A 24,358-nucleotide genomic window follows, 5' to 3' on the forward strand; every position below is an offset into this window, starting at 1 on the left:
ACGTGGGAGGATGGCGTGGAGGCGTTCGCCATCGCCCGAGTGCAACTCAGCTTTGCTTCGATCACCGCAACCCCGACCGGGCCCGAGCGGTTCGCCACGTCGTTCTACACCGCGCTGTGGAGCGAGACGACCGGCACCCGCGAGTTGTTCCCCGCAGGCATGGAGAACATGCGGCAGCGGTTCACGACCGCGGTCGGCTGGGCGGTCAACAAGCTCACCGACTTCGACGGCCTCGACGCCTTCCTCGGTCAACTGGCCCGCGACCACCGCAAATACGGAGTCCGGCCCGAGCACTTCCGCGCCGCCGGGCACGCACTGCTCGTCGCAGTGCGGGAATGCACACCGATCATCCTGTGGACGGCCATGCTCGAGCGCACGTGGGCCGAGGTGATCGCCCACTTCACCGAGACGATGGCCGTCGCCGCGGCGGAGGACGATCTGCCCGCAGCGTGGGGCGCCACCGTCGTCGGACACGAACGCGTGCTCGCCGATCTCGCGATCATCCGCCTCGAAACCGACAGCCCCATCCCGTTCCACGCCGGCCAGTACATGAGCGTCCAGATCCCCCAGCGTCCCCAGATGTGGCGGTATCTTTCTGCAGCAATCCCCCCGAATCCTCAGGGACAGATCGAGTTCCACGTCCGACGTGTCTCGACCGGGTGGGTCAGCGGGGGTCTCGTCGGTGAGGTCGTGGTCGGCGATCGGTGGACGATCGGTCCACCACTCGGAGGCCTGCAGGTCGACCCGGACAGCAGTCAGGACGTACTCATGATCGCGTCGGGTACGGGCCTGGCGCCACTACGCGCCCAGATCATGGAGATGGCGATGCGCGGCACGAATCCGCGCACCCACCTGTTCTACGGCGGAACCTACCCGTGCGATCTCTACGATCTGGAAACGTTGTGGCACATCGCGATGACGAATCCGTGGCTCACCATCACCCCCGTCATGGAGGAGCTGGAGAACCCGTATTGGCATCCTGTTCCCGTGCGCGAAACGCCCCCGGGTCTCCCTGAGCCGATTCAGGGAAAGCTGGGTAAGGTCGTCGCGAGTTACGGATCATGGTCCGATCACCAGATCCAGATCTCCGGGTCGCCGTCGATGATCCGCACGACGCTGTATGCCTTGTCTGCCGGGGGAACGCCCCGGCAGAACATCAGCTTCGACCCGCTGTAGATCACGCCCGTGAGGTGACGGCGCGCGCGAAGTCGGGGTGTGCCTCCTGCACCACGAGCGCCGAACCGTCGTCCGCAAGTGCCACTCCCACGCCGGCCCGTCGATGCTCGATCATCCGCAGTGCGACGTAGAGCGGCACGAAGGACACCGCGAACACCACGAGCAGCGCGATCCCGTAGGGGCGAGGCGCACCCTGCAGCAGTGCGAACACCAACGCCAGAAACAGGACCGCGAGCGACGTGAACAGCGCTGCCGCGGCGATCTGCCAACGCAGACGCGCCGTGACACACCGCGCACACACCGGCCACTCCACCGCTGCCACCTGCACGGTGTAGGCCGCGGCGAGCGCCGAACCCAGCCGGCTCTCGCTGTGCTGTGCCTGCGACCTGTCCGACTTGATCGTCACCCGCACCCGGTCGGTCTCGGGGTCTCCGTGTCGCGAGCAGATAGGCGGCACCGGCTCCACCGGCCGTAGTGCGCCTTCTCCACTGAATGCCGATCCGAAGAGAGCCCCGTCCGAGCTCTCGACCGGCACTCGTACTTCCACCCGCTGCGGGTCCCCGTTCGCCATGCGAGGCAGTATGTCAGGCGACACCCCACATCGGTAGATCGGGCATAACGGGCACTTTCAGACCGGTCGCAAAGCTTCCTCCCGTCGTCCGGCTTTCCGTTGACTCACGACCCGCGGAAACCCGGACGAGGTGCGGAAACTTCCACTCTCAGCTCGGCAACCACTTGTCGGGTCCGAACACCTCGTAGTGGATGTTGCGCTCCGGAACACTGCGCTCGACCAGCGCACCGCGCACGGCCTCCATGAACGGCAGCGGCCCGCACAGGTAGACCTGGGTGTCGGGCTTGACCTCGACCTCGCTCAGATCGATCCGGCCGGCGCGGGTCGTGTCGTTCGCGGGCCGGACTCCCAAATCCTCGTACCAGTGATGGAGGTGAGCGCCCGGTAGTCGATCGACGAGTTCGGAGAGCTCTCGTCGGTGCGCGTGCCGTGACGGCGCGCGATCTGCGTGGAGCACGCTGACATACCGGTCGGACTCCGTGCGAGTGAGATAGTGCAGGAAGCCGATGATCGGGGTGCAACCGATTCCCGCGGAGATGAACAGCAACGGAGCATCGGTGTCGTCGAGGAGGAGATCACCGTACGCCCGCGACACCTTCAGTTCGTCGCCGTCGAACAGGTTGCGGTGCAGATAGTTCGACACCTCCCCTTCTGGAATGACGTGACCATCCTCCGATGTGGTCTCGGGGATCGCCTTGACCGTGATTCCCCAGTACTCGCGCTGCGGAGCGCGAGTGAGGCTGTATTGCCGGATCTGTTGAGCGCCGTCCGGGAGTCGGACGGCCACCGAGACGTACTGCCCTGGTCGCGCGAACGGCAATGTCGACTCGTCGGGGAGCGCCAACGCGAACGAGACCGTGTCGGGTGATTCCTGGGTTCGTTGCCGGACGACGAGTTGCTGCCACACCTTCCCGGGTTCGACCCCCGATTCCCGGTACAACTCGTTCTCCATCGAGATGAGAGCCTTCGCCATCTCCCAATAGACCTCGTCCCACGCGGCCCCGACCTCTGGGGTCACAGCATCTCCGAGCACCTCGACGATCGCGTCGAACAGGTGCTTGTGAACGATGTCGTACTGGTCGGCGATGATGCCGAGCGACGCGTGTTTGTTCGCGATCCGCGAGAGCAAGTCGTCGGGTTCTGCGACGTTCTCGGAGACCAGCAGGGTGGCGTATGCGGCGATCGCTCCGGCGAGAGCTCGCTGCTGATCGCCCTGCGCTTGATTCCCCCGGTTGAACAGATCCCTTTCGAGTTCGGGATGCGCGGCGAACATCCGACGGTAGAAAATAGGAGTGATATCGCCGATGGCGGCACCGACGACGGGAAGAGTCGCGCGCACAACCTCGGCGTTCTGTGCAGACAACATGATCCAACGGTAGGCCTACCACGCCCGCCAGGACCCGTCTTCGGGCTTTTCACCTGTGGAAACGAGCATGCAGGATGGTTCTCGGCGACCGCCGAGAACCATCCTGGTGACACTATTGCGCGGACCCCGTCTTCAGCAGCTCCAGAATGACGCCGACGATCACGTCGATGAGTAGCGGTGCAACAGAACCCATTTCATTCCCCTCCCGATGAATGCCGTACACCGCGCTCGATGCACAGCGGTGATGCGGGATTCGAATCCCCCACCACCGGAAGTTATCGTCACCCGAGTCGGCAGTTTCCGCTTGCCACGTGACGGACATCACCCCATGAGTCGGGCAAAGTTGTGCCCCTGCACAACTTTTCGGCCTCCAACTTTCGGACGTACCCCTATCGGTACGACGCGCGCAGCGTCTTCTTGTCGAGCTTGCCCAGCGGCGTGAGCGGCAGTGCGTCGAGGAAGTCCACCGACTTCGGTGCGTGTACGGATCCCTTCGCCGCGCGCACCTTCTCGATGAGTTCCTCGGTCGGAACAGCCTGCCCGTCGCGCAGAACGACGCACGCCTTCACTGCTTCGCCCCACTTCTGGTCGGGAACACCGACGACCGCGACCGACGCGACCGCCGGATGCGCCGAGATGACGTCCTCGATCTCGCGAGGGAAGACGTTGAATCCGCCCGTGACGATCATGTCCTTCTTGCGGTCGACGATCGTGAGGAAGCCGTGCTTGTCGGCGCGGGCGACGTCACCGGTGTGCAGCCATCCTCCGCGCAGCGCCTCGGCCGTCTCGTCGGGCTTGTTCCAGTAGCCCTTCATCACGAGGGGGCCGCGCACACAGATCTCGCCGAGTTCACCCTGCGGCACCTCCTGCAGGTCGTCGTCGAGCAGTCGGACGTCGAGCCACGGCACCGGGCGGCCGCACGAGGCGAGGCGTTCGGGGTCGTCGGCGAGGTGCTCTTCCTTGCGCAGCACCGCGATGCTCATACCGCATTCCGACTGGCCGTAGAACTGGAAGAACACCTGTCCGAGGCGCTCGATGCCTTCACGCAGCCGGGCGGGCGACATGGCCGACGCCCCGTAGAAGAGGGTCTGCAGGCTCGACAGGTCACGTGTGTCGAAGTCGGGGTGGTCGAGCAGCATGTAGATCATCGTCGGGACGAGCATCGTGGCATCGATGCGGTGCTTCTCGATCGCTTCGAGAACGAGGCCGGGCTCGAAGTAGGGCAGCACGTAGAGGCAGCCGCCGCGCAGCAGTGTGGGGATGAAGAACGCGGCGCCGGCGTGCGACAGCGGCGTGCAGATCAGGAATCGAGGCTGCTCCGGCCACTGCCACTCGGACATCTGGATCTGCGGCAGCGCGACACCGGATCGGAACGAGCCCATCACACCCTTGGGCTTGCCGGTGGTGCCACCGGTGTAGACCATCGACGAGGTGTCCTCCGCGTCGACATGCGCCGCGACGAGTCGCTGCTCGGTGAAGGTGTCGGCCAGGGCGAGGATGTCGGTGGCGATCTGGGAGGGGCCGAGCGAGAACAGGTTCTTCAGGGTCGGCACCTGCGCCTCGAGTTCGGCGGCGCGCTCCTCGAAGTGCACGGGGTCGAACACGAGGGTCTCGATCTCCGCGTCGGCGGTGATGTACAGGTGGTCGTCGAGCGACCCCATGGGGTTGAGCGCGCTGTTGCGGCACCCGGCGATCATCGTCGCGCCCATGTTGATGAGAACCTCAGGGCGGTTCTTCGAGAGCACCGCGACCGACGAGCCCTGCCCGACCCCGACCGACGCGAGTGCCTGCTGGTAGCGGCTGATGGCCGCGCGCATCTCGGCGCCCGTGAGGATGACGTCACCCAGGTGCAGCGCGGGGCGGTCGGCACTGCGGTCGAGTGCGGTGATGAGCAGATCCGGGTTGTAGACGGGACGATGCAGCTCTGCGTACCCCCCGGCCACTGCGGACTTCCCGGACTCTACGTTCTCAGGCATCGGCATCCTTCCGATCGTGATGGCGGCGTCGGTGCGATGGCCGGCAGGTCGGTATATGGCGACCATCACATGCTGCCCGTCACGATAACCGCTCAGCGGCCAAAACTGAAACATGTTCCATTCTGTGACATGTCCGAATTCTCGCCTAGAGTGTGGGAACACCGTGCGCACATCATCAGGGGATCCATACATGCAGTCGGCTACGTCCTCATCGCCCGAAACCGAAGTCGCCGTGTCGGCGACCGTTGTCGAACACCACCGGCTCCGTCACGATCTCGCGGTGATTCGGCTCGAATGCACCGAGGGCATGGTCCCGTTCCGCGCGGGTCAGTACGTCGACGTGACGGTGCCCCAGCGCCCGAACCTGCCGCGACGCCTGTCGCCTGCGCTACCACCGTCGATGGACGGCAAACTCGAGTTCCACGTGCGCACCGTCCCCGGAGGCTGGGTCAGCGGCGCGATCGTGAGCGACACCCAGCCGGGCGACGTGTGGGCCATCACCGCACCACGCGGTGGCGATCTCCACCTCGACGACACCGGCCGCATCGCCATCATGGTCGCCGCAGGCACCGGGCTCGCGCCGATGCGCGCGTTGATCCTCGACGCCGCCCGCCGCGAGAATCCGCCGCGCACCTTCTTGTTCATCGGCTCGCGGTCGCCCCGAGATCTGTATGCGGCCGACATGCTTTCGCTGCTGGGTGAGGCACTACCGTGGCTGACGGTGGTCCCCGTCGTGGAGTCGGTGGAAGACCCCTCGGTCCCCGATCCCTGGTACCAGCGGATCCTCTCGCGCGTGGGCGATATCGGCGCCGAACCCGACGACCTGCTCGAGGGCAGCCTCGACGAGATCGTCACATCTTACGGGGCGTTCGGCGATCACCAGGTCCTCGTGTGCGGGCCGGGCGCGATGGTACAGACGACGGTGCAGCGGCTGACCGAATCGGGTACTCCGATCGCGAACATCCGCTACGACCCGTACTGACCGCTCCTCCCCCGAAGGGGCGGTCTACATGCCGATGACTCGGCGATCGCCGAGTTCGGCGCGGATCCGCACGGTCCGCGCCGCGAGCCGCCATCCGTCGGAGGTACGACGCCAGCGGTCGTCGTAGTCGCCCATGCATTCGTAGGTGAGGCCGGCGAGGTCGCCGACCCCCGTATGGAAAGCCCGAAAGCTGCTTCGCACCGCGGCGTCGCTTTCGTCCTGCTCGATCCGGACGTTGCCGATCAGGTGCTGGGTAGCACCGCACACGTCGAGGCAGTACCGCACGCGTGCAACGGTTTCCGCGACGCCGACGCTTCCGTACGAACGGGTGTCGTCGGTGAGCGACGCGGCGAGCGTCGCCCAATCCTTGTCGTCGAGACAGATCGCCATCGCGAACAGACTGTCCGCGATGGCGACCCGGTCCATGCTCATCACTGTCAGGAAGTCACCTTCGAGTTCGCAGCGTCGTGGGCGGCGATGTGCCCGTACACCAGACCCTGACCGATCGTGGCGCCCGCACCCGGGTACCGGTTGCCGAACGCATTGGCAGCGGTGTTGCCGATCGCGTACAGACCGTCGATGACGTCACCGTCCTCACGCAGAACCCGGCCACGCTCGTCGGCGCGCAGGCCACCGCACGTGCCGAGGTCGCTCAGCGTCATCTTCACGGCGAAGTACGGGCCGTGGTCGAGGGGACGCATGTTCGGGTTGGGCTCGACCGTCGGATCGCCGTAGTAGCGGTCGTACGCGCTCGCACCACGGTGGAACTCCGAGTCGACACCTGCGGCGGCGTCCTCGTTGAACCGTCGGAACTGGTCGCTGAACGACTCGACGGGCACGCCCATCGATTCCGCGAGTTCCGCTGCATTCGTGCCCTGATGGGCGATTCCGGCCTTGTACCAGGACCCCGGGATCGGTGCGCGCGGGAAGAGCCCGGCCGCGAACATGTAACTGTTGCGGTACTTCTGGTCGAACACGATCCACATCGACTCGATCGGATCACCCGAGCGCTCCCGCTCGAGGACGAGCTGCCCGAAAGACATGTAGTCCGACGACTCGTTGGTGAAGCGACGTCCGGTCTGGTCGACGATGAACGAACCCGGCAGCGACCGCTCGGCGAGCATGACCAGCGGCGGCTTGCCCGGCTTGGTCGGTGCGACGGCGGGGAACCACCATGCCTGATCCATCAGGTCGACGTCTGCGCCGATCTCCTGCGCGATCTTGATGGCGTCGCCGGTGTTGCCCTCGGCGCCCAGGCTCTCGCCGTCGGCCAGCGACTCCGACTGGAACTTGCGACGCCATTCCATGTCGTGATCGAACCCGCCCGCGGCGAGCACGACACCGCGGCGCGCGGTCACCGTCACCTCGCGGCCGTTCTGCTCGAGAACCGCACCGGTTACCCGGTCGCCGTCCTTGACGAGCCGGACGAGCGACGTCTCCGTCCACACCGGGATGTTCGCGTTCAGCACGCCCGCGAACAGGCCCGCTGCGATGGCCTGCCCACCTGCGGCGTACTCACGCTTGACGGCAAGTCCGGCCACGCCCTGAGCGAGACGACGGAAGATCCGCGAGAAGCCCTTGACGGGAGTCCGCACCATCAGGTTCATCCACTTGTAGTCGGCGCCGGTCGTGGGCATCGGGAGCCCGGCGTCCATCAGACCCGGGCGCAGCCGGCCACGTTCCGCACCGAGTTGCGAAAGGTTGAAGGGGCGGCACTCACAGGTGCGGCCGACGGCGGCACCACCGGGACGCTCGGGGTGGTAGTCGGAGTAGCCCTCGGCCCAGAAGAACTTCATCGGCGTGGTGCGCTGCAGCATCGCCACCGTCTCGGCGCCGTTGTCGACGAACGCGTCGCCGCGCTCCACAGGAGCGGTGCCGTCGACCACCGAGCGCACGTAGGTGCGGCCACGCTCGACCGTGTCGCCGGTCTTCGCTTCCTTCAGCACGGGGTTCGCGGGCATCCAGAACGCACCGCCCGAGCGAGCGGTGGAGCCACCCACATACTTGGTCTTCTCGACGACGAGCGAGGACAGACCGAGTTCCTTCGCGCTCAACGCCGCAGCCATGCCCGTACCCGAGCCGATCACGAGCAGGTCCACGGTTGTGTCGCGGGCGGGGGTAAGGGGCGGTACTGCGCGTTTCGCCATCGAGGATTCTCCTTCAATTTCGGTGTCCACCGGACGGTAGGTCGCTTCGGGAAGCTCAGATGCGGCTCATCCCGCCCAACGGGATTCATGCTGCTGCCGCGTCATCTGCGGTAACTGTAGAAATCGGGCGTGTGATCGACCCGGAGCCGCGTGAGGTTTCGGTAGCTGATCAACCACGTCCCGTCGACCCTGCGGTATTCCTCGTGGTAGTGGCCCCAACCGTGCAAGTGTTCCTCCACATCACCGTTGGCCCACCACAGCACGTCCTCCATCGCCCAGATCCCCGTCGCGGTGGTATCGGAGGTGAGGACGATCTCCGGGTTGTGCCCGTGATGGGCCGACGTGACCGGGACGGGTCCGTCGAGGAACTGCTGGATCATGTTCTTGAGCGGTTCCCGGCCCACGACGGCACCGGGTCGCTGCGCGGGCGGCAGGTGGCTGTGGTCGCCGCCCTCGAGACGGAACGTCTCGCTGACCACATCCTCGGTGTGCAGCTCTGGATAGCGCTCCCATTGCTTGGTGTCCATCACCCGGAGCCGAGCCGCGAAGAGCCGTTTGATCTCCTCGATCGCCAACGCCTGTTCTGCAGGAGTGAGGGTGAGGGCGGTACCGGACATCAGAGCGTCCGCATGTCGGAAGGCGACCAGAACGCCCGCATCGACGTGATGCGGCCCTTGTCGTCGAAGGTCATCACATCGATCGGCTCGACCTCGTAGGTGGCGCCGCCCATCGGGGTGGTGACGCGGAAGTGGAACGCTGCGTTCGCTCCACTGATCTTGAGGCTCAGCAGTTCGGTCTTCTGCTTGCTGCCGTCGAGCGCGCCGTAGAACTTCGTGATGGAGTCGCGGCCGACCTTCGGCTCGCTGCCGACCGGATCCTCGAGGGTTGCGTCGTCTGCGTACAGGGCGGCGATGGTCGTCGACGAGCCCGACTCCAGTGCGGCCATGTACCCGGTGACCGTGGCGCGGATGGTGTCGGCCGAAGGGATGCTCTCGGTTGTGGACATGCGGGCGACGCTACGACGGTCCGATGTCCACAGGGATACAGTTTCCCGTTGAGCGAGAGACCGGATCCTCGTGCCCTGTTCGACCGCTGATCGGGAGCCGGATCGGTACCTCCCGATCGCGTACCGGACACTGGAAGGACAGTGTCACGGCCTGGTAGGTCATGGCCCGGTAGCAGGACGACGACTTCGGAACGGAGCTGAGTATGACCGCGGAACATGCAGTGCTGGATCCACGCACGATGCGCGACGTGATGGGCAACTTCTGCACGGGAGTCACGGTGATCACCGCCCTCGACGGTGAGCAGCCGCTCGGATTCGCATGCCAGTCCTTCACGTCGGTGTCGCTGGAACCGCCGCTGGTGTCGTTCTGCCCGGCTCGCACGTCGACGACCTGGCCCAAGATCCGAGAGATCGGCACTTTCGCGATCAATGTGCTCTCCGACAGCCAGCGCACACTGTGCGGGGCCTTCGCGACGAGCGGCGGAAACAAGTTCCACGGTGTGCGCTGGTCGCCGGGCGACAATGGCGCTCCCGCGATCGACGGTGCGCTTGCACGAGTGGAAGCGACCATCGAAACCGAACACGACGCCGGCGACCACACCATCGTGGTGGCCCGTGTCACCGGGTTGACCACCCTGCATCCGAACAGCCCGCTGCTGTTCTACCGCGGAACGTACGGCACCTTCGAAAACATGTGAGTCACAGGAATAGCGGTCGCCGGGAAAGGGTTGTACCGAAGGTGTGCCCGGCGGCCGGTGCCGGGCCCCCGACGCGAAGGATCTCTCGGTGACCGTTCCCCTCTCCATCCTCGATCTGGCACACATCGGCAAGGGCGAAACTGCACGCGACAGTTTCGACGCGAGCGTGAGGATGGCCCAGCTCGCCGAGAAGTGGGGCTACCGCCGGATCTGGTACGCCGAACACCACAACATGCCGTCGATCGCCTCGTCTGCGACGAGTGTGTTGATCGCGCACGTCGCCGCGCATACGTCGACGATCCGTCTCGGTGCGGGTGGCATCATGCTGCCCAACCATTCGCCGCTCACCATCGCGGAACAGTTCGGCACCCTCGAAACGCTGCACCCCGGTCGTATCGATCTGGGTGTGGGCCGCGCGCCCGGCAGCGATCAGAAGACCATGCGGGCGCTGCGCCGCGACCCGTCGTCGGCCGACAGCTTCCCGCAGGACGTGCTCGAGCTGCAGGCGTATCTACGTGGTGATTCCCGTATCCCCGGTGTCGACGCGGTCCCCGGCAAGGGCACCGACGTACCGCTCTACATTCTCGGATCGTCCCTGTTCGGCGCCAAGCTCGCCGCGCTCCTCGGGTTGCCGTACGCGTTCGCGTCGCACTTCGCGCCGCAGTCCCTCGAAGAGGCGGTGCAGCTGTACCGAAACGAGTACCAGCCGTCGGAGCAGCACCCCGAACCGCACGTCATCGCCGGTGTCGGCATCATCGCCGCAGACACCGCCGACGAGGCCGCAGAGCTGTTCGAGCAGACGAAGCGTCAGCGCGTGGTGCAGATGGTCGGGCGGGGCCGCACCTTCACCGACGAAGAGATCGACATGCTCCTCGACTCCCCCGCCGGGATGCAGGTGCTCACGATGCTGCGCTACACCGCCGTCGGCACCCCCGACGAGGTGCGCACCTATCTGGACGCGTTCACCGAGCGCGCCCAGGCAGACGAGCTGATCGTCGTGTCGTCGGCGCCGGGTCGCGAGGCGTGGCTGCGGTCGCTCGAGCTGGTCGCGGAGGTCAGTGGGCTCGTCCCGGCCTGACGCTCTCGCGCATGGCCGAACGCGAATGGGAAGGTAATTTCGGCGCAACGTACTCGCGGGTACACTTTGGCCGCCAGCCGGCCACACGCAGTGGGCACCGAGACACCCGCAGGAGCACCATGAAACTTCGCACCCGCGTCATCGCCGCCGCCGTCATCGCCGCCGCAACACTCACGGCCCCCGCAACGGCAGGTGCCGAGGAGCTCCCAGACGATGGCCCCACCATCACGATGACCATCGCCAACACCACCGATGCGCCCATGATCTATGCCGGGGAACGCAACGAATACGGGCGATGGGTCGACAAGCCCGCAACGGTGATCGCGGCTCACGCGACCACGACGGTCAGCGCTGTCGCGGCGGACCGGCGCGGGTTCGGAATCCAGGTGACCTACACGATGCCGGGCGACGGGCACGTGACGTTGATGTCGAGCAACTACGGCACCGGCCCTGCGAACGCCGACGGAACGCGGATCGACGGCGGAAACGAGCACCGCTATTCCATCTCGTCGCACGTCGACACGGGCTTCCCCTTCATGAAGGTGGCCTACACGGTCGCCCGGCCCTGAAACGACAGCCGACCCTGAAACGACAGCGGCCGAACGTCACTCCCCTCGCGAGGTGAGTGACGTTCGGCCGCTTGACACTCGATGAAAGCCCGTCAGCGGGTCGCAGCATCCTTCACTGCCAGATGTGCGAACAGTGCGCTCGCACCGATCGGATTGCCGCCGCCCGGGTAGACGGTGCCGCTCGGTGCTGCCATCGTGTTCCCCGCCGCGTACAGGCCGACGATCGGCTTACCCGCGGTATCGAGAACACGACCGACCGTGTCGGTCTTGAGACCGCCCTTGGTGCCCAGATCGGAGATCCCGAACTGCGCAGCATGGAACGGTCCCTTCTCGACCGGCACCAGCGCCGAACCCCCGCCGGTGAAAGCAAGGTCGTAGGGCTCGTCGCCGCGACCGAAATCGTCGTCGACTCCCTTGGCGGCGAACTCGTTGAACCGCGCCACCGTCGCCTCGAGGGCAGCCGCCGGAACGCCGATCTGCTCGGCAAGTCCGGCGAGGGTGTCGGCAGACTTCCACAGACCCTTCTCGACGTACTCCTCGGTCTTCGAGAACGGAACGTTCGTCGCCCCGACCGGGGGCACCTCACCGTTGCTGTCGTCGTAGATCATCCAGAACGGCAGCGTCATCGTGCCTGCGTTCATGCGGTCGATGATCTCGCGGCCGAGACGGTCGTAGGGTGCGTACTCGTTGGTGAAGCGGTTGCCGTCCTGGTCGACGAAGATGCCTGCGGTGAAGCACAACGCGAAGGCGGAGCGGCCATCCGGGTGGGTCAGTCCGGGCGACCACCATGCCTCACCCATCAGGTCGACGTCGGCACCGACGGCGATACCGGCCTGATGTGCCTTGCCGAGGTTGGACCACGGCCCCATGGAGTCGCGGGCGGCGCCGGGAACGCCGTATTTGCCGCGCATCTCGTCGTTCTGGTCGAAGCCTCCTGCCGCGAGCACGACACCCTTGCGGGCACGGATCGCGCGACGCTCCCCGCCGTTCGACACGATCGCACCGACCACGACACCGTCTTCGACGACGAGCTCTTCGAGCGGTGTGTTGCGGTGCAACTGCACGTTCGGGAACTTGCGCAGCGCGATGAGGAACCGGCCGACGAGGGCACGGCCACCGATGAGCATGTCGGGCAGCGCGTCACCGTTGCGTTCGCGTCCGAGCGGGCCACGGATCGACTCGTTGAGTTCCGGGTCGTCGGCGATCGCCAGCGGCTTCGGCACGATGTGACGACCCTCCGCGCGCGCCTTCGGTGCCTTGCCGAAGTAGTCCGGCCACGGGTACGGCACGAACTCGAGATCTGCGTCGATCTCGAGGTAGTCGATCAGGGGTGCGCCGCCGCGGACGTATGCGTCCTGCAATTCGCGGGGAGTCCGGTCGCCGACGACGGCGTGGTAGTACTCGAGTGCGTCCTCGATGGTGTCGTCGTCACCGGCGCGCTTCAGTACAGCGTTGGTCGGGAACCAGACTCCGCCGCCACCGGAGTACGAGGTGGTGCCGCCGTAGTACTCGGAGGCTTCGACGAGGGTGACGGAGAGTCCCTCACGTGCTGCCGTGTAGGCGCCGCAGCACCCTCCGGCTCCCGATCCGACGACGAGTACGTCGCATTCTTCGGCCCAATCCACCATGCTTGATGCCTTCCGCTGCTCGGTTCTGTGGAACACGCCACAGTGTGCCCGTGCGGGACGCTCGCCGGTCGGATGATTCCGCTGATCGGGAGGCTATCGGCGCAGCGGTACGAGACAGGGCAACATCGGTCAGCGTTCGCGTTGGCCGCGCGGCTTCCACACCACCAGCGCATTGCTGCGCGGAATCGGAACCAGTTCTCGTCGCACTGAGCGGAGCTGAGCGATCTCCACCGACATCTCCGCGACCCGCTGCTGCAACGCCTCGACCTGGTTGGTCAATTCGATGATCCGCTTGATACCGGCGAGGCTGACGCCCTCGTCCTGGGACAACCGCTGAACCTCACGAAGCAGTTCGACGTCGCGCGGCGAGTACCGGCGACCGCCACCGCTGGTGCGGTGCGGGGTCACCAGTCCGAGCCGGTCGTAGTTACGCAGCGTCTGCGCGTGCATCCCTGCAAGTTCGGCCGCGACCGAGATGACGTAGACACGTGCATCCGGGTCGGGTGAGTTGCGGAAACCTGGCGTCTCGCTCATCGTGCACCTGCCCATCCTTCACGCGGATCGAATCCACTGGCCTCTTCGGCCTGAAGATATGCGCGCAGCGCCTCGGTCGCCTTGTCGTCGAGGTTCTGCGGGATCGCCACCTTGAGGGTCACCAGCAGATCGCCCGATCCACCACCGCGCTTCGCGACGCCACGGCCGCGGACGCGCATGACCCGGCCGTCGGCGGTGCCCGGCGGAACCTTCAGCCCGACACGGCCTTCCAGCGTGGGCACGGATACGGTGCCGCCCAACACGAGTTCGCCGTAGCTGACGGGGAGCATGAGGGTCAGGTCGTCTCCTTCGCGACCGAACACCTTGTCGGAGCGCACATGCACCGTGACGAACAGGTCGCCCGACGGTGCGCCGCGCAGTCCGGCCTCACCCTGCCCGGCGAGACGGATCTTGGATCCGTCCTTGACGCCGGCGGGGACGCGGACGGTGATGGTGCGGGTCCGATTCTGGACTCCCGACCCGTGGCAGTCGCGGCACGGGTTGTCGATGATCGAGCCGCTGCCACGGCAGTCGTCGCACGGCTCCGAGAAGCCGAACGCGCCCTGGTTGCGCGAAATGATGCCGCTTCCGTTGCAGCGCGGGCACACCCGCGGGCTGGTGCCCGGCTCGGCGCCGCTGCCGTGACACGTGGTGCACGGTGCGGGGCTGGTCATGCGCAGCGGAACGGTGACGCCCAGAACGGCGTCACGGAAGTCGAGTGTGGTTTCGGTTTCGACGTCGGCGCCGCGACGCGGACGCGACCGGGTGGCACCACCGGCGCCCCCGCCACGGTTGAACATGCCGCCGAAGAGGTCGCCGAGGCCACCGTCGCCGGCTGCGCCGCCACCGAACAGATCGCCGAGGTCGAAGGTGCTGCCCCCGGAGAATCCGCCGCTGCCGGGCTGGAAGCCACCGCCACCGGGGACGCCACCGGAGGCGAACAGGCGGCGGGTCTCGTCGTATTCCTTGCGCTTGGCAGCGTCGGACAGCACGGCGTTGGCTTCGCTGACCGCCTTGAAACGTTCCTCGGCGGCAGCGTCGCCGGGGTTGGCGTCGGGATGCAGATCCCGCGCCAGTTTGCGATAGGCCTTCTTGATCTCGTCGGCCGATGCGGACGAGGAAACGCCCAGGTCCTTGTAGAAGTCCTTCTCGATCCACTCCCGTTGGCTCACTGGGCGCCTCCTCCTTCCACTCTTGTTGTTCTTACTCTGCGCCGGACTCGTCCGACGACTTGTCTTGCGGCGTGTCCGACGAATCTCCGTCGGTCACGGTGACCATCGCGTGTCGCAGGACCCGCTCGTTGTAGCGGTAGCCCTTGCGCAGGACTGCCCCGAGAACGGGATGGTTACCGTCGCCTTCCATCTGGACCGCTTCGTGGAGTTCGGGGTCGAAGGGGTCGCCCTCGACTCCGAATCCGACCAGACCGAGCGAGTCGAAGACCGTGGTCAACTTGTCGGACATCGCCTTGAGCGGACCCGACTCGAGGTCCCCGTGTGCTCGCGCACGGTCGAGATCGTCGAGCACGTCGAGGAACTTCGCCGCGACCGAGGCCTTGGCTTCCTCCACTACTGCGGCGCGCTGGGCGTCGGACCGGCGCCGGTAGTTGGCGTACTCGGCCGTGACGCGCTGCAGGTCTGCAGTGCGCTCGGCGAGTTCGTCCGATTCCGGCGCCGCTTCCGGCGTCTCGGCGGCCGCTTCTTCGTCACCCTCCGAGTCGAGAGCAGGCTCGACCACGTCGCCTTCGAGAGGCTCGGAGTCGCGAACCTCGAAGGTCTCCGGGTCGATCCGTCGCTTGTCGGTGATGGTCACCGGCTCCTGCTCGGGGGTACCCGCAGTCACTTCTTCTCCGTGTCGTTCGGTTCGTCGACAACCTCGGCGTCGACGACGTCATCGGCACCGGCTGCTGCACCGTCACCGGCTGCTGCATCCTCGGCACCCTGCGCCTCGTAGATGGCCTGGCCGAGAGCCTGCGACTCGGTCGCGAGCTTCTCGACGGCAGCCTTCACCGCGGCGATGTCGGATCCGGCGAGAGCGTCGTTGGCTTCCTTGATGGCAGCCTCGACCTTCTCCTTGACGTCGGCAGGCACCTTCTCCTCGTTGTCCTTGATGAACTTCTCGGTCTGGTGCACGAGCGACTCGGCCTGGTTGCGAACCTCGGCCTCCTCGCGACGGGTCTTGTCTTCCTCGGCGTGTGCCTCGGCGTCCTTGACCATCCGGTCGATCTCTTCCTGGGACAGGCCGGAGCCGTCCTGGATCTTGATCGTGTTCTCCTTGCCGGTGCCCTTGTCGCGGGCGGTGACGTGCACGATGCCGTTGGCGTCGATGTCGAAGGTCACCTCGATCTGCGGAAGGCCGCGCGGAGCCGGTGCGATACCGCCGAGCTCGAAGGAGCCGAGCAGCTTGTTGTGCGCTGCGATCTCACGCTCGCCCTGGAAGACCTGGATCTGCACGGACGGCTGGTTGTCGTCGGCCGTGGTGAAGGTCTCGGACCGCTTGGTCGGGATCGTGGTGTTGCGCTCGATGAGCTTGGTCATCACGCCGCCCTTGGTCTCGATACCCAGCGACAGCGGGGTGACGTCGAGCAGCAGGACGTCCTTGACCTCACCCTTGAGCACGCCGGCCTGCAGGGCAGCGCCCACAGCGACGACCTCGTCGGGGTTGACGCCCTTGTTGGGCTCGCGGCCACCGGTGAGCTCGCGCACCAGGTCGGTGACAGCGGGCATACGGGTGGAACCACCGACGAGCACGACGTGGTCGATGTCGCCGACGGCGACGCCGGCATCCTTGACGACCTGCTGGAACGGTGCACGGGTGCGTTCGAGGAGATCGTTGGTGATCTTCTGGAACTCCGACCGGGACAGCTGCTCGTCGAGGAACAGCGGGTTCTTGTCCGCGTCGACCGTGATGTACGGCAGGTTGATGGACGTCGACTGCGAGCTCGACAGCTCGATCTTCGCCTTTTCCGCAGCCTCGCGGAGACGCTGCAGGGCCATCTTGTCCTTGGTCAGGTCGACGCCGTGCTGCGACTTGAACTTGTCGACGAGCCAGGTCACGACGCGCTCGTCCCAGTCGTCGCCACCGAGGTGGTTGTCGCCGGAGGTGGCACGCACCTCGACGACGCCGTCGCCGATCTCGAGGAGGGACACGTCGAACGTGCCGCCACCGAGGTCGAAGACGAGGATGGTCTGTTCCTTCTCGCCCTTGTCGAGGCCGTATGCGAGCGCCGCCGCGGTGGGCTCGTTGACGATGCGCAGGACGTTGAGGCCGGCGATGGTGCCGGCTTCCTTCGTTGCCTGACGCTGCGAGTCGTTGAAGTACGCGGGCACCGTGATGACCGCGTCGGTGATGTCCTCACCCAGGTACGCCTCGGCGTCGCGCTTGAGCTTCATCAGCGTGCGAGCGCTGATCTCCTGCGAGGTGTACTTCTTGTCGTCGATCGCAACGGTCCAGTCGGTGCCGACGTGGCGCTTGACCGAGCGGATCGTGCGGTCGACGTTGGTGACCGCCTGGTTCTTGGCGGGCTGGCCCACCAGAACTTCACCGTTCTTCGCGAACGCAACAACCGACGGGGTGGTGCGTGAACCTTCAGCGTTGGCGACCACAACGGGTTCGCCGCCCTCCAGAACGGAGACGACCGAGTTGGTGGTCCCGAGGTCGATACCGACCGCACGAGCCATGATTTCCTCCAAATGCTTCGAGAATGTTCGTTGCTCAACCTGAGCCTGTCCGACTCACACTGAGCGTGCTCGACTCGACTTTGCACCCACAGGACCCTGCAAGTCAAGCAAGTTGAGTCATCTACGCTCAAGTTGTCTGATGGGTCCAACGGCAAGTATCGGAGAAATGTTCCGGATGCGACGTAGATCACATCCTTGCTACAGAAATCGACCTTTACACCACTTCCGAAGCAGCGCACCTGTCCGCAGGCGTTGTCACCGCGAGTTGTCCACAGACGTCCCCGTTGTCCACAGATTCGGTGCTCCGGCCGTGAATCCGCCCGATCTCGTCGCAGCGAGCCACGACGCTGGCGGACATGACCGAACCACCACTCCGGCTCCGATCCGATCTACTTGCCTCCGGCACAACCGCCGACGAGATCCGACACGCCCTGCGCAGCGGATCACTGAAGCGCATCGCGCGCGGCGTCTACGTCGACGGCACCACCGACCTCGACCCACTCGCGCAACACCGCGCCCGCCTGTCGACGCTCCGCGGCACGCTCTCCGACGGCGAAACCATCAGCCATATTTCGGCTGCCATCCTGCACGGATTCGATCTGTGGGACGTCGATCTCACGCGAATCCACGTCACCCGCGACCGTGCTTCCGGCGGGAGCCGCCGCGACACACGACACACCCATACGACGCCACTTCGACCCGACGAGATCTGCCGCGTCGACGGCGCACCTGTCACTTCCATCGCACGGACGGTCGTCGATCTGGCGCGTACCTTGCCGGTCGACCAGACGGTGATCGCCGGAGACTCCGCGCTGCGGATGTACCCGGACACCGCGTTGTCACTGCCCGATGCGCTGGCAGCGGGACGAGCGCGGCAGGGAATAGCGAAGGCTCGCCGGACAGTGGAGTTTCTCGACGGACGCAGCGAGAGCCCCGGCGAATCACTCAGCCGGCTCCGAATCCACACCGCCGGCCTCCCCGCACCCGCACTCCAGCACGAACTCCGAACCGACTCCGGAGTGTTCGTCGCCCGGCCCGACTTCTTCTGGAAGGACCGAGGCGTGATCGGAGAGTTCGACGGGCGAGGCAAGTACGGTTCCGACGAACCCGGTTCGACCGCCGAGATCGTGCACCGAGAGAAGCTCAGGGAGGACGCGATCCGGTCGCTCGGCTTCGAGGTGGTGCGCTGGACGTGGCGGGAGGTCTTCGAGTTCGGCCCGGTACGCGCACGCCTCGTCGACGCAGCAGGCAGAGCACGTCGACGGTGGTAACAGCGACAACGGACAGATACAACGCTCCGCAGAGATTGTATCTGTCCGTTGCTCCGCTTCTACGACGACCGGGACTCGTCGGCTCTCGTGATGAACTCGATCTGCTCGGGACTCGGTCCGCAGAACTCCTGCTCGATCCGCTGCGCGTTGTCGGTGTGCATGCGGAACAAGCTGTCGCGCAGGCCTTCGTCACCACCGTGGAACTGTTCGAGCAGCCCCATCCACTGCGCCGCCATCTCCTGCGCTTCGGCGCACGTCGGGTCCATCCCCGCGCTCAGCGCCGCATCCACGCGCGGGATGAGAACTTTCCACGACATTTCCGCCGCCGCGATCGTCTCCTCACCCAGCACTGCGCGCCGCTCGGCGAGATCCGCGAGCTGGGATTCGTCGAAATATCGCTTCACTGTGTCGTCCACGTCGATCACTCCTCTGATCACTTCGAGGAAGTCGGCGACCGAGGCGTCCGGCGAGGTGCGTACCTTTCGGCCGAGCATCTCGACGTGCGCGCGCAGCATTCGTGTCGCGGCAAGTTGCTCGTCCAGATAGGCGCGGTGCGCGTCGAGGATCTCCGACAGTGACGTATCCCCGTCGGTGACCGCCGCGATGGCATGGAGCGACAACCCCAGCTGACGCAGCGCAAGCACCTGATACAGCCGGTGCACGTCCTGTTCCTCGTACAGCCGGTGCCCCGCGGAAGTCCGCCCCGACGGACGCACCAGGCCGATCTCGTCGTAGTGATGCAGTGTCCGCACCGTCAGGCCGGTCTCCGTTGCCAGTCGACCGACCTTCCACTGCCGGCCGGAACGTGTCGTCCGCATCGTTCACCCACTTCCACCGACGCTCTCTGCACCGGCACAATCGACGCTAGGACCTCACGTTACGTAAGGATCAAGTCGACGCGACAACCATGACGAGACGCTGTCCGAACGCGAGGCAGAGGTTGCCGACCTCGCCGTTTGTGGACTCACCTACCGTGAAGTAAGGAAACGCCTGTACATTTCCGCGAAGACCGTGGAACATCATGTCGCCGGATCCGTCGTCGCCTCGGCGCCGGAACTCGTTCCGAGCTGATCTCCGTGCTCAGAGCGATGGGGTACGGCGTCGATGTTCGGCGACGTGAAAACGACCTACCTGAATGGGGGAACTTCGGCATGTCCGTAGGCGTAGGCCTGAGGGTAGGCACTTCCGTATCGTCGGTCGCCGTCACATCCTCCTCCCCCGGACGGCCCGACCCGGAACCCATCGAACGCCGGACCGCAGTGCACCTGCACTCCGACGGCACCGCCACGCTGGGTGAACACCACGTCGTCGACGGCAACACAAGTTCGTTCACCGACTTCGTCGACCGGCTGGGACGATCCAACGGCGTCCGCGCCAACGACGGCGCCCTCTCCCGCGCAGAAGACCTCGTCGCGACCGCGATGGAATGCCTCATCGCCGACGCCGGGACCATGATCGGCAACGCACACCACACCGTCGTCGCGTCGCACCCCACCGACTGGCCGCCGTCGACCGTCGCGTTGCTCCGCAACGCCCTCGACTACGTGGGTCTGCGACACGTGTCGCTCATTTCCGACGCCGAAGCTTCCGCCGCGTGGTTCGAATCGCAGGTGGCACACCAGACCGGCCGACTCGTCGCCGTTTACCACATCGACCCGCACGGAACGACCGTGACACTGGTTCGATCCGGCGTCGTCGCGGGTAAGGCGTTCCGCTTCGCTGAGGGCGACGCCACGTCGGTTTCCGCGCAGTTGTCGGCCGCGCTCGGAGCATTCGGCTGGCTCGTGACCAATCTCGACGCAATCGTCGTGACGCTCGACGAGACTGTCGACACCAGCGCCGCGCAGATCGTCACCCAGTCCATCAAGGCCGGTCTCGGTGTGCGATGCGCACTCGCACCCGACCCCCACCAGACGATGGTTCGTGGTGCGGCGCTCGCTGCCGCCGCGGGGTCGGTGGATCTCCTCGGGTCCACGCAGGTGCTTCCCGTTGCCCGCCCGACGGGCCCGAAGCGCGGCGGCCTGGATCCCGAGACCACCACGGTGATCGCCAAAATAACGCCTACGGCTGCGGCCGCCACCACCTCCGCAGGCGCTGCCGGAGGCGTTGGCTTCGCGAAGAGCACAGCATCCGCCAAGGCTGCCTCACCCGGCACGGTGAATTCGGCCGCAGAGCCGACAGGCCCAGCTTCCGGCGCCGACGAACCCGGCAAGAAGTCGAAGGTCGGCGTCTGGGCGGCAGCCGCAGCGGTTGCGGTGATCGTCGGCGCGGGGATCCTCGTCTTCTCGCTGCGCGACACCTCCACCGCGAGCGCGACCCCGCCGTCGCCCACGCCGGCCTCGATCTTCTCGACGACCACGCAGTCCCAGCCGAAGCCGACCTCGACGGCGCCCACGACCTCCGAGACATCGGCGACCACGGACACCGCAGAACCCGACGACACGGCGCCCGAGTACACGGCGCCCGGATACGTGGCCACGAACGTCCCGCAGACGCAATACGAGGCGGAAACCTCGAACACCGAGTCGTCGACGACCACCGAGAAGAACACCTCGACCACCACTGCGCCGACGAGCAGCAGCACGGGTTGGTCGCGGCGAAATCCGCCGAACGAGCCGAGCATCGGTTCGGGTGGTGGCGCAAGCCAGCCGTCGCCATCTCCGCCGTCGACGCCGAAACCATCCGAGGAACCCGATCCCGGACCGGAACCAGAACCCGAGGACTCGGTTACGCCAACCGCTGCCCCTTCCACGACCGCCACCACGACGTCCGCAGAGATCTAGTCGAATCGGGCCCTCCGACCCCTTCAAGATCATCGTCCGGTACCGTACGCTATCCCGGGAGCACTCGACCCCACCGGGCGAAGACCACAAAACACCAGTTCACACACAAGATCGACCAATCACGAAGGGCCTTCATGCGTCACTCGCCGGCGTCGCGCGCCGCAGTCCGAACCACCATCCGTCGTGCCGCTGTCGTCGCGGCATCAACGGTGCTGCTGATCGGACCGCTGACCGCCACCGCGAACGCCGCTCCCGCGGACCGGACGCCCGAACTGCCGGCGGAACTCGTCGAGGCCGTCCAGCGGGATCTCGGGCTCACCCCTGAGCAGTACCTCGAGCGCGCAGCCCGCGCCCAGGAACTGAACAGCTACGCACGCGACTTCCGCGCCGAGCGCCCCTCGGACTTCGCCGGAGCATGGATGAGCGCCGACGGAAGCCCTGTCGTCGCCGTCACCAACAGTGAGGCAGCACGCCAGGCCGAGAAGGATGGCTACCAGGCCACCGTCGCGCCCATCTCGGCCGACGGCCTCGAGCGAGCCCTCGCAGAGCTCAACCGGTGGGTCGCCGCACTGCCCCGTGAAGTGTCGTCACAGGTCAACAACACGTCGATCGATGTGCTGAACAACCAGATCGTCGTCGACATCGTCAATTCGCCCCTCGGCCGCGCGCTGAACCTGCCGTCGCTCATCGCGAACATCCAGGTGCAGCTGACGCCCGGCATGCCGGCCAACGATCCGGCCCCGCTCGGCGGCGACACCTACATCACCGCAGACGGCGACGTGCGCGACACACCGCTCGAACGCATCGGCATCTGCTCGTTCGGGTTCAACGGTGTCGACGCGAACGGCGATCCCGTCAACATCACCGCCGGCCACTGCGACGCGGTAGCCCGCGACGAGGGCGGATCCACCGTGTACCTGCCCAACCGCGGGAACATCGACGAGAGCGTGCAGATCGGCTCGTTCACGAGTTCGACGGCAGGCACCGACAGCAACCTCGACTACGGCATCATCTCGCTCAACGATGCGGGCGTCGACGCAGGCCTCGACCGTCCGACGGTGCGCGGCGGCAACGGTTCGACACTGACGGTCACCGGGATTGCACGTCCTGTGGTGGGCGCCCCCGTGTGCAAGTCGGGACAGTCCTCGTCGTTCACGTGTGGTGTGGTTGCAGCCGACCACGTCGAGACCCAGCTCCTCTACGCCAATGGCAGCGCGAGCACCATTCGCGGATTCGCGACCACCGCATGCACCCTGTCGGGCGACAGTGGCGGCGCCATCGTCACGGGCACTCTCGCGCTCGGCGTCATCTCGGGTTCGAACAGTGCGGGCGCCCCCGACTGCGTCGAAGCCAATCTGGTGCTTTCCACCAGTGGCGGAACGTCGAGCCTCGGGATCTCCGTCGGCGACATCGCAGATGCCACCGGAACCCGCGTGCGCACGGAATCCGCATCCCAGTAATCACAAAAGTCACACGCGACACTCTGGTGACGGGAACATTCGCTCCCGTCACCGGTGTCAGCCAATATGATCGTGTCGCCGATCCGCTCCGATCGGCCTCTCCACGCGATGCGTGGAGGTCAATGAGAAAGGTATCCATGCGACGCTCCTTCGCACGTCGGGCAGCCGTCATCGGCTCAGCCGCCGCGCTCCTCATCGGACCTGCCGCGCTCGTGGCACAGGCCGACCCGGCCCCCGTCCAGACCACGGACCTGCCCGCCGAACTCGTCGAAGCGTTGGATCGAGACCTTCAGATCAGCCCCGAGCGGTTCCTCCAGGACGCCGCACGAAGCCAGGATCTGGCACGTTTCGCAGAGACGGCACGCGAACAGTTCGCCGCCGTGTTCGCCGGTGTGTGGCTCGACGACCAGGGCACAGCCACCGTCGGACTCGCGGAAGGTGAGCAGTTCGACGAGGCCCGCACCTCCGCCGAGGATGCCGGGTTCGCCGTGCAGCGGACCGAGGACAGCGAGAACGCCCTCAACGACGAACTGAAGGCTCTCAACGACTGGCTCGAGACGCAGCCGCCCGCCATCGCCGATGTGGTTCGCGGTGTCGCTATCGACGTCATCAACAACGACATCATCGTGCGCGCCGAGAATGTCGCCGGAATCGAACTGCCCGAATTCCTCTCGGGCGTGCGGGTGTTGTTCGCTCCCGTCGAGCTCACGCCGCAGCCCGCCGCCGACCTGCATCCCGTTGCAGGGAACGCCGCTCCCGACGCGCTGCTCGGTGGCGACGCCTACGCATCGCTCGGACAGGGAACTGGCCTGCGCTGCTCCCTCGGCTTCAACGCCGAGGACAACCGCGGACCCGTCAATATCACCGCCGGTCACTGCGACCCGAACCGCGCTCAGGCCGGCACCGACTGGGCGTCCGATGTGTACCAGCTGAACGGTGAGACGCTCGGTCAGCACCTCGGCACGTTCGAGAAGACCAGCCTGGACGACAGCGACTACGCCATCATCCGCCCCACCGACCAGGCCGAGAGCCGGTTCGAGAACAATGGCGTCCGCGTGCCGGGTGCCGCGCCTCTGCCGATCACCGGCACCGCCGATCCCATCGTCGGAACGCCCGTCTGCAAGTCGGGCCTGCGCACCGGTTACAGCTGCGGTGTCGTGACCGCGGCGAGCCAGAACGTCGAGATCGGTCACCGCGTCCTGCAGAACGGCTTCTCGACCAACCTGTGCGCACTCCAGGGCGACAGTGGCGGCACGCTCGTCACCGGCACCCTCGCCATGGGCATCTCGAGCGCCTCGAACGTCGGCCAATACGGCATGTGCGAGATCGCCAGCATCGTCAGCGGCCTGCTGGGTGAATCCCCCGAGCTCTTCGCGACGCCGATCAACTCGATCCTCGCCGAGAACCCGGGGCTGACGATCCGCACCGGCTAGCTC

The 24,358-nt window shown here is 66.1% G+C and carries 22 protein-coding genes and 1 pseudogene; 10 read left to right on the top strand and 13 right to left on the bottom strand.

Translation table 11 applies throughout. From position 1 onward, the window contains the following. Nucleotides 1-15 precede the first annotated feature (15 nt). Nucleotides 16-1,176: an FAD-binding oxidoreductase gene (locus tag ACFWCF_RS00905; RefSeq protein WP_378492079.1), complete on the top strand. Its 1,161-nt coding sequence runs from the start codon at nucleotides 16-18 to the stop codon at nucleotides 1,174-1,176. A gap of 1 nt (nucleotide 1,177) precedes the next feature. Here ACFWCF_RS00905 and ACFWCF_RS00910 read toward each other — a convergent pair whose 3' ends face one another. The 3 genes from ACFWCF_RS00910 to ACFWCF_RS00920 form a co-directional block, all read right to left on the bottom strand. Next, a complete protein-coding gene (locus tag ACFWCF_RS00910; RefSeq protein ID WP_378555979.1) occupies nucleotides 1,178-1,747 on the bottom strand; it encodes a hypothetical protein in 570 nt (189 codons plus the stop codon). Nucleotides 1,748-1,895: 148 nt separating this feature from the next. Next, complete coding sequence (locus ACFWCF_RS00915) at nucleotides 1,896-3,113, bottom strand: globin domain-containing protein (protein WP_378555981.1); 1,218 nt, start codon at nucleotides 3,111-3,113, stop codon at nucleotides 1,896-1,898. 389 nt (nucleotides 3,114-3,502) lie between these two features. Further along, nucleotides 3,503-5,089, bottom strand: a complete 1,587-nt coding sequence (locus tag ACFWCF_RS00920; protein ID WP_378555983.1) for an AMP-binding protein — start codon at nucleotides 5,087-5,089, stop codon at nucleotides 3,503-3,505. A gap of 190 nt (nucleotides 5,090-5,279) precedes the next feature. On the opposite strand from ACFWCF_RS00920, the gene ACFWCF_RS00925 reads away from it, so the two are divergent. Next, on the top strand, nucleotides 5,280-6,071 hold the full coding sequence (locus ACFWCF_RS00925) for an FAD-binding oxidoreductase (protein ID WP_378492075.1): 792 nt from the start codon (nucleotides 5,280-5,282) through the stop codon (nucleotides 6,069-6,071). 24 nt (nucleotides 6,072-6,095) lie between these two features. Here ACFWCF_RS00925 and ACFWCF_RS00930 read toward each other — a convergent pair whose 3' ends face one another. The 4 genes from ACFWCF_RS00930 to ACFWCF_RS00945 all read right to left on the bottom strand — a co-directional run bounded on the left by ACFWCF_RS00930 (nucleotide 6,096) and on the right by ACFWCF_RS00945 (nucleotide 9,224). Further along, the gene (locus ACFWCF_RS00930; RefSeq protein ID WP_378555985.1) at nucleotides 6,096-6,503 is read right to left on the bottom strand and encodes a nuclear transport factor 2 family protein; all 408 of its coding nucleotides are present in this window, start codon (nucleotides 6,501-6,503) and stop codon (nucleotides 6,096-6,098) included. Nucleotides 6,504-6,508: 5 nt separating this feature from the next. Then, nucleotides 6,509-8,218, bottom strand: coding sequence for a 3-ketosteroid-delta-1-dehydrogenase (locus ACFWCF_RS00935; RefSeq protein ID WP_378555987.1), 1,710 nt, complete (start codon nucleotides 8,216-8,218; stop codon nucleotides 6,509-6,511). A 101-nt stretch (nucleotides 8,219-8,319) separates the two neighbouring features. After that, nucleotides 8,320-8,835, bottom strand: a complete 516-nt coding sequence (locus ACFWCF_RS00940) for a nuclear transport factor 2 family protein (RefSeq protein WP_378492072.1) — start codon at nucleotides 8,833-8,835, stop codon at nucleotides 8,320-8,322. After that, entirely contained in the window at nucleotides 8,835-9,224 is a 390-nt protein-coding gene (locus tag ACFWCF_RS00945; protein ID WP_378555989.1) for a nuclear transport factor 2 family protein, read from the bottom strand. The genes ACFWCF_RS00940 and ACFWCF_RS00945 overlap by 1 nt, the downstream gene beginning before the upstream one ends. A 203-nt stretch (nucleotides 9,225-9,427) precedes the next feature. Here ACFWCF_RS00945 and ACFWCF_RS00950 point away from each other — a divergent pair, with 203 nt between their 5' ends. The 3 genes from ACFWCF_RS00950 (at nucleotide 9,428) to ACFWCF_RS00960 (ending at nucleotide 11,569) form a co-directional block, all read left to right on the top strand. Then, a complete protein-coding gene (locus tag ACFWCF_RS00950; RefSeq protein ID WP_378555991.1) occupies nucleotides 9,428-9,922 on the top strand; it encodes a flavin reductase family protein in 495 nt (164 codons plus the stop codon). 88 nt (nucleotides 9,923-10,010) lie between these two features. Beyond that, nucleotides 10,011-11,000, top strand: coding sequence for an LLM class flavin-dependent oxidoreductase (locus ACFWCF_RS00955; protein ID WP_378555993.1), 990 nt, complete (start codon nucleotides 10,011-10,013; stop codon nucleotides 10,998-11,000). Between the two features lie 119 nt (nucleotides 11,001-11,119). Then, on the top strand, nucleotides 11,120-11,569 hold the full coding sequence (locus ACFWCF_RS00960) for a hypothetical protein (RefSeq protein ID WP_378492068.1): 450 nt from the start codon (nucleotides 11,120-11,122) through the stop codon (nucleotides 11,567-11,569). A gap of 92 nt (nucleotides 11,570-11,661) precedes the next feature. Here the strand turns inward: ACFWCF_RS00960 and ACFWCF_RS00965 are convergent, their stop codons facing one another. The 5 genes from ACFWCF_RS00965 to dnaK form a co-directional block, all read right to left on the bottom strand. Beyond that, complete coding sequence (locus tag ACFWCF_RS00965; protein ID WP_378555995.1) at nucleotides 11,662-13,233, bottom strand: FAD-binding protein; 1,572 nt, start codon at nucleotides 13,231-13,233, stop codon at nucleotides 11,662-11,664. Nucleotides 13,234-13,326: 93 nt separating this feature from the next. Further along, nucleotides 13,327-13,731 (bottom strand): heat shock protein transcriptional repressor HspR, encoded by a 405-nt coding sequence (locus tag ACFWCF_RS00970; RefSeq protein WP_378492066.1) that lies wholly within the window; start codon nucleotides 13,729-13,731, stop codon nucleotides 13,327-13,329. Next, nucleotides 13,728-14,903 (bottom strand): molecular chaperone DnaJ, encoded by a 1,176-nt coding sequence (dnaJ, locus tag ACFWCF_RS00975; RefSeq protein ID WP_378555998.1) that lies wholly within the window; start codon nucleotides 14,901-14,903, stop codon nucleotides 13,728-13,730. Before dnaJ ends, ACFWCF_RS00970 begins: the two co-directional genes overlap by 4 nt. A 31-nt stretch (nucleotides 14,904-14,934) precedes the next feature. Beyond that, entirely contained in the window at nucleotides 14,935-15,570 is a 636-nt protein-coding gene (gene grpE / locus ACFWCF_RS00980; protein ID WP_378556000.1) for a nucleotide exchange factor GrpE, read from the bottom strand. Next, nucleotides 15,567-17,408, bottom strand: coding sequence for a molecular chaperone DnaK (gene dnaK / locus ACFWCF_RS00985; RefSeq protein ID WP_378556002.1), 1,842 nt, complete (start codon nucleotides 17,406-17,408; stop codon nucleotides 15,567-15,569). The genes grpE and dnaK overlap by 4 nt, the downstream gene beginning before the upstream one ends. A 356-nt stretch (nucleotides 17,409-17,764) precedes the next feature. Between dnaK and ACFWCF_RS00990 the strand changes: the two genes are divergently transcribed. Further along, the gene (locus ACFWCF_RS00990; protein ID WP_378556004.1) at nucleotides 17,765-18,679 is read left to right on the top strand and encodes a hypothetical protein; all 915 of its coding nucleotides are present in this window, start codon (nucleotides 17,765-17,767) and stop codon (nucleotides 18,677-18,679) included. A gap of 59 nt (nucleotides 18,680-18,738) precedes the next feature. On the opposite strand, the gene ACFWCF_RS00995 is transcribed toward ACFWCF_RS00990, so the two are convergent. Beyond that, nucleotides 18,739-19,497: a MerR family transcriptional regulator gene (locus ACFWCF_RS00995; RefSeq protein WP_378492061.1), complete on the bottom strand. Its 759-nt coding sequence runs from the start codon at nucleotides 19,495-19,497 to the stop codon at nucleotides 18,739-18,741. A gap of 97 nt (nucleotides 19,498-19,594) precedes the next feature. Between ACFWCF_RS00995 and ACFWCF_RS01000 the strand changes: the two are divergent. The 4 genes and pseudogenes from ACFWCF_RS01000 to ACFWCF_RS01015 form a co-directional block, all read left to right on the top strand. Then, nucleotides 19,595-19,840: pseudogene (locus ACFWCF_RS01000) on the top strand (helix-turn-helix transcriptional regulator); the annotation flags it as partial. Continuing rightward, the gene (locus ACFWCF_RS01005; protein ID WP_378556007.1) at nucleotides 19,831-21,462 is read left to right on the top strand and encodes a hypothetical protein; all 1,632 of its coding nucleotides are present in this window, start codon (nucleotides 19,831-19,833) and stop codon (nucleotides 21,460-21,462) included. The pseudogene ACFWCF_RS01000 and the gene ACFWCF_RS01005, both read left to right, overlap by 10 nt. A 134-nt stretch (nucleotides 21,463-21,596) precedes the next feature. Beyond that, nucleotides 21,597-22,922 carry a S1 family peptidase gene (locus ACFWCF_RS01010; protein WP_378556010.1) on the top strand — a complete coding sequence of 442 codons (1,326 nt, stop codon included), beginning with the start codon at nucleotides 21,597-21,599 and terminating at the stop codon, nucleotides 22,920-22,922. 137 nt (nucleotides 22,923-23,059) lie between these two features. Further along, nucleotides 23,060-24,355 carry a S1 family peptidase gene (locus tag ACFWCF_RS01015; protein WP_378556013.1) on the top strand — a complete coding sequence of 432 codons (1,296 nt, stop codon included), beginning with the start codon at nucleotides 23,060-23,062 and terminating at the stop codon, nucleotides 24,353-24,355. The last annotated feature ends 3 nt before the right edge of the window (nucleotides 24,356-24,358 follow it).

Origin of the sequence: Rhodococcus sp. NPDC060090 (genome assembly GCF_042729855.1) — a bacterium.
Classification (GTDB): domain Bacteria; phylum Actinomycetota; class Actinomycetes; order Mycobacteriales; family Mycobacteriaceae; genus Rhodococcus.

What these genes read in the sequence shown, in the direction of transcription:
- ACFWCF_RS00920 (WP_378555983.1), bottom strand. Translation starts at nt 5,089, where the DNA reads ATGCCTGAGAACGTAGAGTCCGGGAAGTCCGCAGTGGCCGGGGGGTAC.
- ACFWCF_RS00990 (WP_378556004.1), top strand. Translation starts at nt 17,765, where the DNA reads ATGACCGAACCACCACTCCGGCTCCGATCCGATCTACTTGCCTCCGGC.
- ACFWCF_RS00935 (WP_378555987.1), bottom strand. Translation starts at nt 8,218, where the DNA reads ATGGCGAAACGCGCAGTACCGCCCCTTACCCCCGCCCGCGACACAACC.
- ACFWCF_RS00930 (WP_378555985.1), bottom strand. Translation starts at nt 6,503, where the DNA reads ATGAGCATGGACCGGGTCGCCATCGCGGACAGTCTGTTCGCGATGGCG.
- ACFWCF_RS01010 (WP_378556010.1), top strand. Translation starts at nt 21,597, where the DNA reads ATGCGTCACTCGCCGGCGTCGCGCGCCGCAGTCCGAACCACCATCCGT.
- ACFWCF_RS00950 (WP_378555991.1), top strand. Translation starts at nt 9,428, where the DNA reads ATGACCGCGGAACATGCAGTGCTGGATCCACGCACGATGCGCGACGTG.
- dnaK (WP_378556002.1), bottom strand. Translation starts at nt 17,408, where the DNA reads ATGGCTCGTGCGGTCGGTATCGACCTCGGGACCACCAACTCGGTCGTC.
- ACFWCF_RS01005 (WP_378556007.1), top strand. Translation starts at nt 19,831, where the DNA reads ATGTCCGTAGGCGTAGGCCTGAGGGTAGGCACTTCCGTATCGTCGGTC.
- ACFWCF_RS00970 (WP_378492066.1), bottom strand. Translation starts at nt 13,731, where the DNA reads ATGAGCGAGACGCCAGGTTTCCGCAACTCACCCGACCCGGATGCACGT.
- ACFWCF_RS00910 (WP_378555979.1), bottom strand. Translation starts at nt 1,747, where the DNA reads ATGGCGAACGGGGACCCGCAGCGGGTGGAAGTACGAGTGCCGGTCGAG.
- ACFWCF_RS00940 (WP_378492072.1), bottom strand. Translation starts at nt 8,835, where the DNA reads ATGTCCGGTACCGCCCTCACCCTCACTCCTGCAGAACAGGCGTTGGCG.
- ACFWCF_RS00915 (WP_378555981.1), bottom strand. Translation starts at nt 3,113, where the DNA reads ATGTTGTCTGCACAGAACGCCGAGGTTGTGCGCGCGACTCTTCCCGTC.
- ACFWCF_RS00925 (WP_378492075.1), top strand. Translation starts at nt 5,280, where the DNA reads ATGCAGTCGGCTACGTCCTCATCGCCCGAAACCGAAGTCGCCGTGTCG.
- ACFWCF_RS00945 (WP_378555989.1), bottom strand. Translation starts at nt 9,224, where the DNA reads ATGTCCACAACCGAGAGCATCCCTTCGGCCGACACCATCCGCGCCACG.
- ACFWCF_RS00960 (WP_378492068.1), top strand. Translation starts at nt 11,120, where the DNA reads ATGAAACTTCGCACCCGCGTCATCGCCGCCGCCGTCATCGCCGCCGCA.
- ACFWCF_RS01015 (WP_378556013.1), top strand. Translation starts at nt 23,060, where the DNA reads ATGCGACGCTCCTTCGCACGTCGGGCAGCCGTCATCGGCTCAGCCGCC.
- ACFWCF_RS00995 (WP_378492061.1), bottom strand. Translation starts at nt 19,497, where the DNA reads ATGCGGACGACACGTTCCGGCCGGCAGTGGAAGGTCGGTCGACTGGCA.